The sequence below is a fragment of the Mesorhizobium sp. WSM4829 genome (assembly GCF_055811475.1).
The window spans coordinates 161,650-176,149 of the sequence record NZ_JBVVQJ010000001.1; the positions used below are offsets into that span (position 1 = coordinate 161,650).

General features: G+C 63.7%; 15 protein-coding genes. 6 read left to right on the forward strand and 9 right to left on the reverse strand.

Translation table 11 applies throughout. The annotated features are described in order from the left end of the window. Window positions 1-192: 192 nt before the first annotated feature. Window positions 193-1,176 (reverse strand): iron exporter MbfA, encoded by a 984-nt coding sequence (gene mbfA / locus AC0L17_RS00635; RefSeq protein ID WP_473514371.1) that lies wholly within the window; start codon window positions 1,174-1,176, stop codon window positions 193-195. Window positions 1,177-1,349: 173 nt separating this feature from the next. On the opposite strand from mbfA, the gene AC0L17_RS00640 reads away from it, so the two are divergent. From AC0L17_RS00640 to AC0L17_RS00650, 3 genes are all read left to right on the forward strand, one after another. Further along, on the forward strand, window positions 1,350-1,673 hold the full coding sequence (locus AC0L17_RS00640) for a hypothetical protein (RefSeq protein WP_023801401.1): 324 nt from the start codon (window positions 1,350-1,352) through the stop codon (window positions 1,671-1,673). Window positions 1,674-1,800: 127 nt separating this feature from the next. Next, on the forward strand, window positions 1,801-2,778 hold the full coding sequence (locus tag AC0L17_RS00645) for a threonine/serine dehydratase (protein ID WP_473514372.1): 978 nt from the start codon (window positions 1,801-1,803) through the stop codon (window positions 2,776-2,778). Window positions 2,779-2,816: 38 nt separating this feature from the next. After that, complete coding sequence (locus AC0L17_RS00650) at window positions 2,817-3,470, forward strand: glutathione S-transferase family protein (protein ID WP_473514373.1); 654 nt, start codon at window positions 2,817-2,819, stop codon at window positions 3,468-3,470. 70 nt (window positions 3,471-3,540) lie between these two features. On the opposite strand, the gene AC0L17_RS00655 is transcribed toward AC0L17_RS00650, so the two are convergent. From AC0L17_RS00655 to AC0L17_RS00670, 4 genes are read right to left on the reverse strand one after another with little or no spacing between them, the layout of a single operon-like run. After that, window positions 3,541-4,677: an ABC transporter permease gene (locus AC0L17_RS00655; protein ID WP_473514598.1), complete on the reverse strand. Its 1,137-nt coding sequence runs from the start codon at window positions 4,675-4,677 to the stop codon at window positions 3,541-3,543. Window positions 4,678-4,685: 8 nt separating this feature from the next. After that, window positions 4,686-5,606 (reverse strand): ABC transporter ATP-binding protein, encoded by a 921-nt coding sequence (locus AC0L17_RS00660; protein ID WP_473514374.1) that lies wholly within the window; start codon window positions 5,604-5,606, stop codon window positions 4,686-4,688. After that, a complete protein-coding gene (locus tag AC0L17_RS00665) occupies window positions 5,603-6,556 on the reverse strand; it encodes an HlyD family secretion protein (protein ID WP_023801406.1) in 954 nt (317 codons plus the stop codon). Before AC0L17_RS00665 ends, AC0L17_RS00660 begins: the two co-directional genes overlap by 4 nt. After that, window positions 6,553-7,251, reverse strand: a complete 699-nt coding sequence (locus AC0L17_RS00670) for a CerR family C-terminal domain-containing protein (RefSeq protein WP_473514375.1) — start codon at window positions 7,249-7,251, stop codon at window positions 6,553-6,555. Before AC0L17_RS00670 ends, AC0L17_RS00665 begins: the two co-directional genes overlap by 4 nt. Before the next feature lie 91 nt (window positions 7,252-7,342). On the opposite strand from AC0L17_RS00670, the gene AC0L17_RS00675 reads away from it, so the two are divergent. After that, on the forward strand, window positions 7,343-7,816 hold the full coding sequence (locus tag AC0L17_RS00675) for a CYTH domain-containing protein (protein WP_473514376.1): 474 nt from the start codon (window positions 7,343-7,345) through the stop codon (window positions 7,814-7,816). Then, window positions 7,813-8,760, forward strand: coding sequence for a CHAD domain-containing protein (locus tag AC0L17_RS00680; protein ID WP_473514377.1), 948 nt, complete (start codon window positions 7,813-7,815; stop codon window positions 8,758-8,760). Before AC0L17_RS00675 ends, AC0L17_RS00680 begins: the two co-directional genes overlap by 4 nt. Window positions 8,761-8,805: 45 nt before the next feature. Here the strand turns inward: AC0L17_RS00680 and AC0L17_RS00685 are convergent, their stop codons facing one another. The 4 genes from AC0L17_RS00685 to AC0L17_RS00700 all read right to left on the reverse strand — a co-directional run bounded on the left by AC0L17_RS00685 (window position 8,806) and on the right by AC0L17_RS00700 (window position 12,273). After that, window positions 8,806-10,527 carry a SulP family inorganic anion transporter gene (locus AC0L17_RS00685; RefSeq protein ID WP_473514378.1) on the reverse strand — a complete coding sequence of 574 codons (1,722 nt, stop codon included), beginning with the start codon at window positions 10,525-10,527 and terminating at the stop codon, window positions 8,806-8,808. 122 nt (window positions 10,528-10,649) lie between these two features. Continuing rightward, entirely contained in the window at window positions 10,650-10,919 is a 270-nt protein-coding gene (locus AC0L17_RS00690; protein WP_473514379.1) for a helix-turn-helix domain-containing protein, read from the reverse strand. Window positions 10,920-11,116: 197 nt separating this feature from the next. Continuing rightward, window positions 11,117-11,818, reverse strand: coding sequence for a phosphatase PAP2 family protein (locus AC0L17_RS00695; protein ID WP_473514380.1), 702 nt, complete (start codon window positions 11,816-11,818; stop codon window positions 11,117-11,119). Window positions 11,819-11,934: 116 nt separating this feature from the next. Then, window positions 11,935-12,273, reverse strand: coding sequence for a hypothetical protein (locus AC0L17_RS00700; protein WP_027154722.1), 339 nt, complete (start codon window positions 12,271-12,273; stop codon window positions 11,935-11,937). Window positions 12,274-12,478: 205 nt separating this feature from the next. Here AC0L17_RS00700 and AC0L17_RS00705 point away from each other — a divergent pair, with 205 nt between their 5' ends. After that, entirely contained in the window at window positions 12,479-14,467 is a 1,989-nt protein-coding gene (locus AC0L17_RS00705; RefSeq protein WP_473514381.1) for a PhoX family protein, read from the forward strand. The last annotated feature ends 33 nt before the right edge of the window (window positions 14,468-14,500 follow it).

The window sequence follows — 14,500 nt, forward strand, 5'->3', positions numbered from 1 at the left end:
TGGGGCGGCTCTTCCTTCTCCCCTTGTGGGAGTAGGTGGCCGCGAAGCGGCCGGTGCTCCAGCATGGCAAGGACGGCACTCCGTCCAACACCCCTCTTCCGTCTCGGCGCTGCGCGCCAATCCACCGCCCCGGGGCGAGTCACGGGCCTCGCCCGCCCTTCGGGCCCCACAAGGGGAGAAGGGAAGATCGAGCTAGGCATTCCCGATCAGCACTCCAGCCGCAAACACCAGCGCGCCGCCCAGCACCACCTGGAAGGTGGCGCGCCAGAACGGCGTCTGCATATAACGGTTCTGCACAAAGGCGATCGCCCACAGTTCGAAGAACACCACCACGACCGCGAGAATTGTCGCGGTCCAGAAATACGGAATGAGGTAGGGCAAGGCGTGGCCGAGGCCACCCAGCGCCGTCATCACGCCTGTGGTGATGCCGCGTTTTACCGGCGAGCCGCGGCCCGACAGCTTGCCGTCGTCGGAGGCGACCTCGGTGAAGCCCATCGAGATGCCGGCGCCGATCGAGGCGGCAAGCCCGACCAGGAAGGTCTGGAACGTATCGTGCGTGGCGAACGCGGCGGCGAAGATCGGCGCCAGCGTCGACACCGATCCGTCCATCAGCCCGGCCAGTCCCGGCTGCACATAGGTCAGGATGAACTGTCGCTGCTCGGCCGCTGCTTCCTCGGCTTTCACCGCGCCCGGCACATGCTCTTGCTCCAGCCGCTGCGCCAGCGTTTCGTGGCCCTGTTCGGCCACCGCCAGATTGTCGAGCAGCTTTCGCGTCGAGGCGTCGCTGGTGCGTTTCGCCGCCTCGACGTAGAACAGGTAGGCCTGACGCTCCATCGACTCGGCCTGTTGGCGCACATGTTCGATGCCGAGCGGCCGGACCAGCCAGTCGGGCTTGCGCTCGTAATAGCCCTTCACATGCTCGCGTCGGATCAGCGGAATGCGCTCGCCAAAACGCTCGCGGTGAAGCTCGATCAGCGAGTCGCGATGGCCGTCCTCCTCCTCCGCCATTTCCTCGAACACTTTGGCCGAATGCGGAAACCTATCCGCCAGCCCGTCGGCATAGGCGCGGTAGACACGCCCGTCATCCTCTTCGGAAGAGATGGCGAGCGCCAGGATCTCTTGCTCCGAGAGCGACTCGAAGGGACGGCGACCAAAACCGAAAACACGGGAAAGCATGAGAAATTCGCCCTAGTTTAGAATTATTCTAAACTAGAGTTTGGTGCACCGTTGGTCAATCGCTTGTAGCCGGAGGTTCAAATTTATGGTTGCGGGAATCCTCCGCCAGCGCCCTTCATTATTGGCGAATGTTCACCTATATGGTGGGTTTAAGCCAAGAGAAAGGAATCCGGATGCCGGCAAAACAGCCCACCCATGCATTTGACCCGAAACCCGTTCTCGACCTGATCGCCAGCATCGAGGCCGATCTGCAGCGCCTGAAAGGCCTGGTTGAGCAGCAGGTTGAAAAATTCGACCCGGCCAATCCGCACAACAAAGCCCCCGACGGCAAGCTGACCGAGGAGGGCGTCGAGTGCTGTTACCGCCTGTTCGACGAGGGCAAGTCGCGCTATTCGGTTGCCCAGCAGATGAAGATATCCTTCGCAGCCGCCACCCATCGCTTCAACACCTGGCGCAAGATGGGCGGCGCCAAACGGCAACGGACGCTTTTGGGGTGAGGAGCGGTTGGCGAAGAGCGCCACTCTCTGCTCGCAATCCACGAATTGTCTCGGTCACATTTTTCCAGTGGTGCGCGGTCTGGTTTTCCGTGCACCATGGGGCGGTCTCATTCTGCAGGACCTCACCATGACCACCCCTCCCGGCATCGCCGATATCCACCGCGCAGCAACGCGATTGTCCGGCCTGATCGTCGAAACGCCGCTGATCGAATCGTCGGAGTTGAACAAGCGTTTCGGCGCCAGGATCCTGTTCAAGCCGGAGACGCTGCAGCGTACCGGCTCGTTCAAGTTCCGCGGCGCCTACAACAAACTGTCGTCGCTCAGCGATGAGCAGCGCAGCCGCGGCGTCGTCGCCTTCTCGTCGGGCAACCACGCGCAAGGCGTCGCCGCGTCGGCGGCGATGTTCGGCGTCAAGGCGGTTATCGCCATGCCCACCGATGCGCCGGCAATGAAGGTCGGCAATGTCAGGAAAATGGGCGCCGAAGTGGTTCCGTTCGACCGGTTTCGCGACGATCGCATGGCGGTGGTTCGCCCGTACATGGAACGGGGCATGGTCCTGGTTCCGCCTTTCGACGACCCGGCCATCATCGCCGGCCAGGGAACGATCGGCCTCGAACTGATGGCGCAGGCGAAAGCACTCGGGGTGAGCCTCGACGCGGTCGTCATCCCCTGCGGCGGCGGCGGCCTGAGCAGCGGCATCTCCATCGCGGTCAAGGACGCCTCGCTGGGCACCGCCGTCTGGGCGGTGGAACCCGAGCATTTCGACGACACCTGTCGTTCACTGGCCAGAGGTGCTCGGGTTTCGATCGAGCCCGGCCACACTTCGATCTGCGACGCGCTCCTCACCGCCGAGCCGGGCGCGATCACCTTTGAGATCAACCGCAGGAATCTCGCCGGCGGCATTGCCGTGTCCGACAGAGCGGCGGCACAGGCGATGCGCGACGCCATGGCCCATCTCAAGCTGGTGGTCGAGCCCGGCGGCTGCGTCGGGCTGGCCGCGCTGTCATCGGGCGAGATCGAGCTATCAGGCAAATGCGTCGCCGTGGTGCTGTCCGGCGGCAATGTCGATTTCGGCACCTATGCGGAGATCATGGCCGCGGCTTAGGTGCGACCGAACCGGCACCATTCAAAGGCTGACACGAAATGAAACTGCTCTTCAGCCGCAATCCCAATCCTCGCCTCGCGGTCGCCGTGGCACGCTATCTCCACGCAAAGCTCGACTTTGAGTTCGCATCGCCCTTCGCTCCCGGGCAGGCTGAGCGATATCGCCCGCTGAATCCCAATCTTTCATTGCCGATACTCGTAGGCTCGGGAAACAGCCTCTGGGAGGCTGACGCCATAGCCTGCCGGCTTTCACGCGACGCGCATTCGGATCTCTGGCGCACCGGCGACGACGAACCCGAGATGATCCGATGGCTCAGCTGGGGCAAAGAGAACTTCGCAAGAGCTTGCGACGTCGTTCATTTCGAACGCGGCACCAAGCAGCGCTATGGGATTGGCCCGATCGATCAGCACCGGGTTGAGGAGGGGCTGAGAGACTTTCGCACGGCCGCTGCAACACTTGAGGCCGCGCTTTCCGAGCGAGACTGGCTGGTCGAAAACTCGGTTTCCTATGCCGACTTTAGAATGGCGACGTTTCTGCCCTTCAACGATGTCGCCAGATTGCCGCTCGACGATTATCCTTCGGTCAGTCGCTGGTATCGCCAGCTTGAAGAGATCGACGCCTGGCGCGATCCTTTCCAAGGGCTGGATGCGCCTTTGTTGCCGCCGGTCCCGGATCAGGCCAGACCGGCATAGAATCTCGATCCGAATGGTCATGCATCCAAGGTGACACCTCGGCCATTGCGTGAGCTGCTTGAGTTGGATCCTAATCCAGCGTCCGGCGGAACCGCACCAGCGCCACGCCGGCAAACAGCGCCACGAACGCGACCAGCCAGCCTATTTCGGTTGCGACCGCCGGCAGGTCGGCGCCCTTCAGCATCACCGCGCGGATGATGCGCAGGAAATGCGTCAGCGGCAGGATCTCGCCGAAGATCTGCGCCCAGCCAGGCATGCCGCGATAGGGGAACATGAAGCCCGACAACAGGATCGACGGCAGGAAGAAGAAGAAGGTGAGCTGCAGTGCCTGCATCTGCGTGCGCGCCATCGTCGAGATGGTGTAGCCGAGCAGCACCAGCGCCAGCACGAAGACCAGAACCGCCGCAAGCAGCAGCGACAACGACCCGGTGAAGGGAACCCCAAACAGCAGCTTGGCCGCCGCCAGCACCACCGCCACTTGCACGGCGCCGACCACCAGATAGGGCAGCACCTTGCCGAGCATGATTTCGAGCGGGCTGGACGGCATCGCCAGAAGGTTTTCCATCGTGCCGCGCTCGGTCTCGCGCGTCAGCGCGATCGAGGTCATCATCACCATCGTCATCTGCAGGATGACGCCGAGCAGGCCGGGCACGATGTTGTATTGCGAGATGCCTTCCGGATTGTAGCGTCGGTGCACAACGACTTCGAGCTGGCCTCGGGCAGCTTCGGCGGCCGTCTCCTGCATGCCGCGCGCCCTGAGCAGCGCCTGGTTGGCAACGGTGCCGAGTGTCGAAATGGCGCCGCTGGCGACTGCCGGGTCGGTCGCATCAGCCTCGATCAGGATTTGCGGCTGGTCGCCGCGCTCGACTCGACGGGCAAAGTCGGCGGGAATGGTGACGACGAAGGCGACGTCGCCACGCGCCATCAGGAATTCCGCCTCGGCGGCATTTTGCGCGACATGGTCGAAGCGGTAGTAGCCGGTGGTCTGCAGCGCCGAAACCATGGCTCGCGTATAGGGATCGCTGCTCATCGCCACCAGGGCGGCCGGCAGGCTCTTTGGATCGTTGTTGATGGCATAGCCAAACAGCACCAGCTGCATCAGCGGCACGCCCAGCATCATGGCGAAGGTGATGCGGTCGCGCCGCATCTGGATGAACTCCTTGATCAGCAGCGCGCCGAGCCTGGCGAAGGAAAAGACGCTGTTTATCCCGTTTTTCATCCCATATTGTCCTTCGAGCCGGACATGAACTGGATGAACACATCCTCCAGGCTGGTCTCGCCCGGCGTCACCGTGACGCCCTTGTGGTCTTTCTCGACATCGGCGAGGGCTGCCTGAAGCGCCGTCTTGTCGGAACCGACGACATGCAGCGTCGCACCAAACGGCGCCACCTGGTCGACACCCGACCGGCCGCTGAGTGCGGCAGCGACCTGGTCGAGGCGCGGACCCTGCACAACGAAGGTCGTCAGCCCGGCATTCCTGACCACCTCGTCGACCGTGCCGGTGGCCAGCATCCTGCCGTAGGAGATGTAGCCGATGCGATGGCAGCGCTCGGCCTCGTCCATATAGTGGGTGGAGACCAGCACGGTCAGCCCGCCGCTGGCCAGCCGATGGATCTCGTCCCAGAATTCACGCCGCGCCTTCGGATCGACGCCCGCCGTCGGCTCGTCGAGCAGCAGCAATCTGGGCTTGTGCATGATGCAGGCGGCCAGCGCCAGCCGCTGCTTCCAGCCACCGGACAGCGTGCCGGCCAACTGGTCCTTGCGCGAGGTGAGGCCAAGATCCTCCAGCGTCCTGGTGACATGCTCGTTGAGCGGCTTCAACCCATAGAGCCGCGCTACGAATTCCAGGTTTTCGGCGATGGTCAAATCCTCGTAGAACGAGAATTTCTGGGTCATATAGCCGACTTCGCGCTTGATCCTCAGACTGTCGGTGCGGATGTCGAAGCCGAGCACCGTGCCTTCGCCCTCATCCGGCGTCAGCAGGCCGCACATGATGCGGATGGTCGTCGTCTTGCCAGAGCCGTTGGGGCCGAGGAAGCCGACGATCTCGCCCTCGGCCACCGTCATCGTCACATGGTCGACGACGGTCTTGTCACCAAAACGCTTGACCAGGCCATGGACGTCGATGACGTTCATTTGCCGATATCCGCCAGTTCGACATCAACGATCTGCCCCGGTTGCAGCGCGCCGGCGTCGCCCTCCGGCCGCGCCTCGACCAGATAGACCAGCTTCTGCCGGGTCTCGAGCGAGTAGATCACCGGCGGCGTGAATTCCGGGTCCGGCGACACGTAGCTGACGCGAGCCTTCACGTCCGGCCCGCAGCCGTCGCAATGGACGTTGAGCAGCGTGCCGACTTCCACCGACGAGAACGCGCTTTCCGGCACATAGACGCTGAGCTTCACCGCGCCGTCCGGCAGAATCGAAATGACCGGCGCGGTCGGCCCGGCGGTGTCGCCGGGATAGCGGATCACATCGTTGATGCGGCCGGGCGAAGGCGCCGCCAGCACACGCTTCGACAGCCGCCAGCGCGCCTGCTCCAGCGCCGATTGCGCCTGCCTGACCTGATTGTCGGCGGCCTTGATCGTCTCGGGCCGCGCCGGCAGGCCTCCGACAGCGAGATTGGCTTCCGCCTGGCCGAGCTGCGCGTTGGCAGTTTCCAGCGACGCCGAAGCCGTATCATAATCGGCCTGGGTGCCGGTGCCGCGTTTGAACAAATCGCTGGCGCGGGTGTATCTGCGTTTGGCGTCGGCGGCTTGCGCCTTGGCCATGTCGACCTGCGCCTTGAGCACCTCAATCTCTTCCGGCCGCTTGCCGACCTGCAGGTCGGCAAGTTGCGCCTGGGCCTGGGCAAGGGCCGCCTCGGCTTGCGCGACGGCTATTTTTGCGTCGGCGCTTTCCAGCGTCACCACTGGCGTGCCCGGCGCGACGCGATCGCCGCGCTTGACCGAAATCGTCTCGACCTGCGCCACCTCGATCGGCGCGAGCAGCACATAGTCGCCCTCGACATAGCCGACGGCGAGCGGCGCCGCCGGTGCGCAGGTGCTGAAAAGCAGGGCGGCGAGCGGCACAGAACAGAGGAAACTCATGATCTACGATCCTTCCGGTCGGTTAAGTGACGCCGAGCCAAAATCGCGCCGAGATTATCCGTCACTGCCGCCGCGATCTTGGTGGCCTCGGCGTCGCCGATCGCGCGCCAGCCCATGCGGCGCATCACCGCCTCGCGGCCGATGCGGAAATAGACGACCTGGCCGATCAGCGTGAACACGGTGAGTCGGGTTGCCTCGCTTTCGGCCGCCTCGCCCGTCGCCCGCTCCCAGATCAGGCAGAGCCGGCGATGCGTCGGCTCGAATACGCCGTCATAGATGCGGTCGAGTGCCGCCGTCGGATGCGACAGCTCACGCAGGACGAACTGCACGATCTCGCCGGCCTCCGGCCTTGCCACGATGAAAGCCACCATCCGCTCGAGCGCGGTGAACAGTTGTGCCCGCGCCGCTTCGGGGTCGCCCGTTTCTGGTTCGCCCGTTTCTGAATCGCTTGGCCCCTGCAGATTGCCGATCGCCTGGCCGGCAATGGTCTGGATGGTGTCGACGATATAGTCGGCCGCTGCGGTTCGAAGCCCTTCCTTGCCGCCGAAATGATAGGCGATCGAGCCGATATTGGCCCTGGCCTCAGCCGCGATCTCGCGCGTCGAGGTGCCGTCGAAACCCTGGCGTCCGAACAGTTTTAGCGCTGCGCGAACAAGAGCCGCGCGCGTCATCTCGGCGTTTGTCGGTTTGCTCATGATCCGTAGTTTAATCAATCGAATGATTTAAGTCAATAGAGGCCTATCTCCACCTTGCCAACTCCAGCCGCACGCGCTTTAGTGTGGAGCCATGGTCAAGGAAATCGAGCGCAAGTTCCTGGTCTCCGGCGATGGCTGGCGGGATCTGGTCGAAGCGGACATCCGCATTCGCCAGTTCTATCTCGTTGCCGCGCCCGACCGCTCGGTCCGCGTGCGTATCAGCGACGGCGCCTCGGCAAAGCTGACGCTCAAATTCGGCAGCAAGGCCCGCGAACGCGACGAATTCGAATATCCGATCCCTCTGGCGGATGCGGAAGAGATGCTGGCCTTCGCCATCGGTCGTGTCATCGAGAAGACACGCCACCATGTTAGGCATCGCGGCCATCTCTATGAAGTCGATGTCTTCGGCGGGATGCTCAGCGGTCTGGTGGTCGCCGAGCTTGAGACGCCGCAGGACGTGCAGGGCGAAATGCTGCCAGATTGGCTCGGCCGCGAAGTCACCGGCGAGCACAGGTTCTACAACGCGTCGCTCGCCCTTGAGGGAATTCCGGAGATCGCCGCATGAGCTATCGCATCGATCCGCGCCTGCCGTTGACTGGCGAGGTCAGGCGCATCCTCGCTGAGGAGATCGGCAAGGCGCTCGTCCATCTGGACGCGGCGCATGACAGGCCGGAGCAGGCGCTGCACAAATGCCGCAGGCGGCTGAAGAAGGTGCGTGCCTTGCTGCGCCTGGTCCGTCCCGGAGACGAAACATTTTGCAGTACCGAGAACCAATGCTACCGAGAGGTGGCTGCCCTGCTTGCCGAACCGCGAGAGGCGACCGCGCTGGTTGAAACCATCGACCGGCTGGCAAAAGACTTTCCCGAGCAAAGCGCCGGTGGCGGTCTCGATGCCGTTCGCGACACGCTGGTGGCGCGCCAGCACGAATTGCATGGTGGAGTTGGCCTTGGCGCCGCGATAGCTGCCGCGACTGCCGCTTGCGAGGATGGCATCAGCCGCATCGATACGTTAGCCTTGCCCGACCAGCCCGAACAGGCCGCCGATGTGCTTGCCGAAGGCGCCCGCATCACTCTGCGTCGCGCCAGAAAGGCGCTGGACAAGGCGGGCTCCCGCGGTGATGCCGACGATTTCCACGATCTGCGCAAGGCGGCAAAGACTCACGGCATGCATCTGTCGCTGCTTGGACGGCTGTGGCCGACGCCGATCAAGGCCCGGCGCAAGGCGGTCGACGAACTTGGCGAAAAGCTGGGCGAACTGCATGATGTATTCGTCTTGCGCACGCTTCTCGAGGCCCACGACCGGCCGCTCGGCTCTCCTCAGGAAACGCGACTGCTGAGCAAGCTGTTGAAGCGCTCGGAGAAAAGCCTGAAAAAGACCTGTCTTGCGGCGGCAGCCGATCTGTTCGGCGACAGGCCCAGGCGCTCGACAAAAAAACTCGCGCGCAAGGCGCGCACCGATCTGGCCGCCGCGCCGCACGAAGACGCCAGCGCGCCCGGCGCCGCTGCCTGACGCGGTGCTTGCGTCCGTCCGACATCGCTGACGATGAGGAGAGGGTTAGACTTCTCCCGGCGCGGCATTCTTCAACTGCGCTCGCGCGTCCCTGATCGAGGCGGCGTATGTCACCAGCGGCCGTTTGACGCCGTGGTTGATCAGCATGCGGCGTGTCTGCGGCGAAGCGCCTGATATGATGAAGCGCACGCCGGCGCGCCTCGCCTTGTGGGCAGCGCTCTCGATGACGTTGGCCGCCGTTGAATCGAAGAATGGCACGGCCGAGCAGTCGAGGATGAAGTTCTTGCGCTGGTCGGCGATGCGGTCCAGCACCGTGGCGACGGTCGAGGCGGCGCCGAAGAAGAAGGCGCCGGAAATCCGGTAAACGACGGTGTCGGCATCGCTGGCTTCGCTGGAATCGTATGCGCTGGCGGCGCCGGTTCTGTCGGCGACATCGTCCTGCACCAGTCCCTGATCCGGCTCAACCGCAATGCTCTTGGCCATGCGGTCGATGAACAGGATCGAGCCCAGCGCGAAGCCGACGACGATGCCTTCGGTGAGATCACGGAAGATGACGATCAGGAAAGTCGCCATCAGCACCAGCGCGTCACCGCGCGAGGCACGCAGCAGCGTGGCAAAGGCCTGCTTCTCGAACATGTTCCAGCACACCACCGCCAGCACGCCGGCAAGGGCTGCAAGCGGGATGTAGCTGGCCAGCGGCGCCGCCACCAGCATCAGGGCAAGCAGGAGGGCCGAGTGGATCATGCCCGAAATCGGTCCATGCGCGCCGGCCCGCACATTGGTCGCGGTGCGGGCTATGGTGCCGGTGGTGCAGATTCCGCCGAACAGGGCGGACGCGATGTTGGCGAAGCCTTGCGCCACGAGTTCGCAGTTGGAGCGGTGCCGCCTTCCTGTCATGCCGTCGGCGACCACCGCCGACAGCAGCGATTCGATCGCGCCGAGCAGCGCAAAGGCTAGGGCGTCCGGCAGGACGTCGATCATCCTGTCGAAGCTGATCGGCGGAAAGGCCGGCATTTGCAGGCTGCGCGGGATACCGCCGAAGCGCGTGCCGATCGTTTCGGCAGGCAGAGAAAACAGCGCCACGACAAGCGACGCCAGACCGATGGCGATCAGCATGGCGGGCCATTTCGGCCGCCACCGTTTCATCAGGGCAATGGCGACGATGGTCAGCAGAGCGACGAAGGTGGCGGCGAGATTGATCGTGCCGGCCGCCTCGCCGATCGCCATCAGCTTCGGCACCAGCGGTCCAGGTTCTTTGCCGGCGAGTTTCAGCCCGAACAGCTCGACGATCTGGCCGGAGAAGATGATGATGGCGATGCCGGCGGTGAAGCCGACGGTCACCGGATAAGGAATGAATTTGATGTAGGTGCCAAGCCTGAGGTAGCCGATGACGAGCAGCAAAACGCCGGCCATCATCGTCGCCAGCAGCAACCCGTCGACGCCGACCCGTGCCACGGTTGCCGCCATCAGCACGATAAAGGCGCCCGCCGGCCCGCCGATCTGGAAACGGCTGCCGCCCAGCGCCGAGACGAGGAAACCGCCAATGATGGAAGTGTAGAGCCCGCGCTCCGGAGACACGCCCGATGCGATCGCGATCGCCATCGACAGCGGCAGCGCCACGATGGCCACGGTCAGTCCGGCGATGGCATCGGCCTTGAAGTGCTCTGATGTGTAGCCTTCGCGCAGCACCGTCGCCAGCTTCGGCGTGAACAGTTCGGAAAATGTCGGCTGCGCCGGTTGATGAATTGCCCGCTGGGTTCGATGCATGGACTGCCTTCCGCTCCTGATGCATGCCGCCAAAAAGTGCACAGCGGCAACGCATAAAACCAAGCAGGCGGCGGGATCGTCGGCAGGACTGTCGGCGGTCGCCGTCGCGACTCTATTTCGGCTCAGCCTGGCGGGTTCTGCGGCACGACCGGCTTGAGGCGCACCCCCCTGCCGCCGCGCTCGCTGGCCTGGTTCTCGCCGATCAGCTCCACGCCGGCCTGGTCGAGGGCCTGGATGACCTTCATCAGAGTATCGACCACGCCCCTGACCACGCCATCGCTCGCTTCCATGCGCTGAATGGTTGGAAGCGAAACCCCGGCGCGCTCGGCGAGCGTCTTCTGATCGACGCCGGCCAGCGCCCTTGCGGCGCGCATCTGCGCGGCAGTGATCATCGGCTAAAAAACCCCCGTCTGAGTCTGCATTCCCATGTATAATACCATCATTGTGATGGTTCAACAATCATCATGCATATGTCAGACATGCACACGGCCGGTTGCATCCCGGCGGGCCTGTGCACCTGCTGGAGCAGCACGTCCCAGCCGCCGCAACGTCGAGGAGATTAGGCGCAACGTCGTTCGGAACGGGCGGTTCAGACGCCGGCGGTCTGTCCGTGCCATCGCTGGAACGCCCATGCTACCAGCCAGCACAGCATCGCCCAGGCGAAGCCGGCGCACCAGCCGGCCAGCACGTCCGATGGCCAATGAACGCCGAGATAGACGCGGCTGATGCCGACCAGCAGTGTTGTCAGCACGGCAAGTGCCAGCACGTAGATCTTGGTCGTTCGCCCAGGCAGGAAACGCGACGCCATGCTGCCCAGCGTCAAATATGTCACCGCCGACAGCATCGCATGGCCGCTTGGAAACGAAAGCGTCGCCACGTCGGCGAGATGCGAGACCAGGTCGGGGCGCGGCCGATCGATTCCGAGCTTCAGCGTGCTCGACAGGGCCTGCCCGCCCGCCACCGCGACGAAGACCAGAAACGCTGCTCCCGGCTTGTGGATCAGCAGCAGATAGACAATCACCGCCACTGTGATCAGCCCGAGCACGATGGCGCTGCCGAGGCTGGTAATGTCGCGCATCGCCCCTTCCAGCCATGGCGGTCCGATCGGATTGTCGGGCTGTCCCGCTTCACGGAAGGCGAGCATGATTTCCGTGTCGAAGGCGTGCGGCGTGGTGTCCCGCGCCACCTCCATCAGCTCCTCGAACCCCCACAGTCCGCCGGCGATGACCAGTCCGGCCAACAGCACCGGGAATTCGATCCAGTTGAGCAGCTTGTGTGCGGTATTCTTCATCGGGCCAATCGTCCTACAGCGCCGCGCGTCCTTTTGGACGCAAAGGACGCTGTAGCACTTTGATTTCGCGCATGACCCTTTCCGAAATCGTTTCCGATTTTCGGGGTCATGCGCAACTACAGTTTTTGCAGATAGGGTCCGAGCGTGATCAGCGCCACCGCTGCGACGGCGAGCACGATGCCGGTCGCCTGCAACGAATTGACGCGCTCGCCGAAGAACACCAGTGCCACCACGTTCACCGACACCAGTTGGATCACCGCCGACAGGCTGAACGACACCGACATGCCGAATTCACGGATCAGCCTCAGCATGATCAGATTGCCCGCTGAATAGAGCGCCAGAGTCAGAACGATCTTGCCGAGGCTCGGCGCCAGCCCCCATTGCTTGGCCGCCGTCGCCGCCAGCAGGAAGATCACTGTCGAAATGCCGAGCTGCCCCAGTCCCCAGAAACTCACTTTTTTGTTCCTCCCGACGCAGTGCTTGCGCGCCTGCCGCAGATCTTGTTTCGGAAGCGTCGGTCGCGGTCAAGCGGCCTGACTCAAAGACATGAAATCGGGTTGGAAATTGGTCGGCAACGTCATCAAACTGTGATCTGCTGGCGATACGCGGTCAGTCAAGCAACACGCTCCAGCCATCCCAAAGAGCCAGAGGCACGCCCCCATGACTGAACATCGCCCCGACGCCCATTTCCGCACCAGCCTGCTCGAGGAAAACGATGGGCCAGGAACCAATCCCACCGACAACCAGACGATGGGCGAAATCATCGCCGCGCGATTCTCGCGCCGTGGTTTTCTGCAGGGATCGCTCGCGGCAACCGCCATCGCCGCCACCGTCAGCCCGCTCGCGCTGATCCTCGCCGACGATGCCCGCGCCGGCGGCGGCTCGGTCTTCAGTTTCGACGAGGTCGAGGCAGGCGTCGACGACAAGCACCATGTCGCCGCCGGTTACGACGCCGACGTGCTGTTGCGCTGGGGCGATCCGCTGTTTGCCGATTCGCCGGACTTCGATCCGACAAAACAGTCGGCGCAGGCCCAGGAAAGGCAGTTTGGCTACAACAACGACTATGTCGGCTTTATCCCGATCGACGGCTCGGCCGAGCATGGCCTGCTGGTGGTCAACCATGAGTACACCAATCCGCATCTGATGTTCCCGGGCCTTGTCACCATCGTCGATGGCGAGGCCAAGCAGGCCCCGTTGAGCAAGGAACAGGTCGATATCGAGATAGCCGCGCATGGCGGCACCATCGTCGAAATTCGCAAGGTGTCAGGCAAATGGCAGGTGGTGCGCGACGGCAAGCTCAATCGCCGCATCACCGCCAACACCGAGATGGCGCTGTCCGGCCCCGTCGCCGGCCACGACCGGGTCAAGACCAGCGCCGATCCGACCGGCACCAAGGTCTTCGGCAGCATCAACAATTGTGCCGGCGGTGTCACGCCCTGGGGCACCTACATCATGGCCGAGGAAAACATACACGGCTATTTCTCGGGCGAGCTGCAGGAAGGCCACAAGGAAGCCGCCAACTACAAGCGCCTGGGGATTCCCGACGGCTCCTACGAATGGGCTGCGCATTACGACCGCTTCGACATCGGCAAGGAGCCGAACGAACCGAATCGCTTCGGCTGGGTCGTTGAGGTCGACGTCAACGATCCGACCTCGGTGCCGCGGAAGCGCACTGCCATGGGCCGTTTCAAGCATGAGGGCGCTGAATCGATCGTCGCCAAGGATGGCCGTGTGGTGTTCTACCAAGGCGACGACGAGCGTTTCGACTATGTCTACAAATTCGTCACGGCCGGCAAGTTCAACGCCGAGGACCGCGCCGCCAACATGGATCTTCTCGACGACGGCACGCTCTACGTCGCCAAATTCGCCGAGGACGGTACCCTGGAATGGCTGCCGCTCGTTCACGGCCAGGGTCCGTTGACCGCGGAGAACGGCTTTGCCGGCCAGGCCGACGTGCTGATCGGGACAAGGCTTGCCGCCGATCTTCTCGGCGCCACCAAGATGGACCGCCCCGAGGATATTCAGCCCAACCCGACGACCGGCAAGATCTACGTCATGCTGACCAACAATTCGAAGCGCAAAACGGAGCAGGTCGACGCCGCCAACCCGCGCGCCGAAAACGCTTTTGGCCACATCGTCGAGATTGTCGAGGACGGTGGCGATTTCACTGCCACCAAGGGCAAGTGGGAAATCATGTTGAAATGCGGCGATCCCTCGGTGGCCGAAGTCGGCGCTACCTTCTCGACCGCAACGACCGCCAATGGCTGGTTCGGCATGCCGGACAATTGCGCCATCGATGCGGCCGGCCGGCTCTGGGTCTCGACCGATGGCCAGGGCCCGAAGGCGACCGGCCGCACCGATGGCCTGTGGGCGGTCGACACCGAAGGCGAGGCGCGGGCGACCTCGAAGCTGTTCTTCCGCGTGCCGATCGGCGCCGAACTCTGCGGCCCGCTGTTCACGCCCGACGACCAGACCGCCTTCGTCGCGGTCCAGCATCCGGCCGATGGCGGCGAGGACTGGGAGGCTTTTGGCCGTCCCTCCTACTATGAGGACCTATCGACCCGCTGGCCTGACTTCAAGCCCGATATGCCGGTGCGGCCGTCGGTCGTCGCCATCACCAAACAGGGCGGCGGCAAGATCGCGGTCTGAATCACTGCAAGGCGCTAGCAGCGCCAAGGAAGG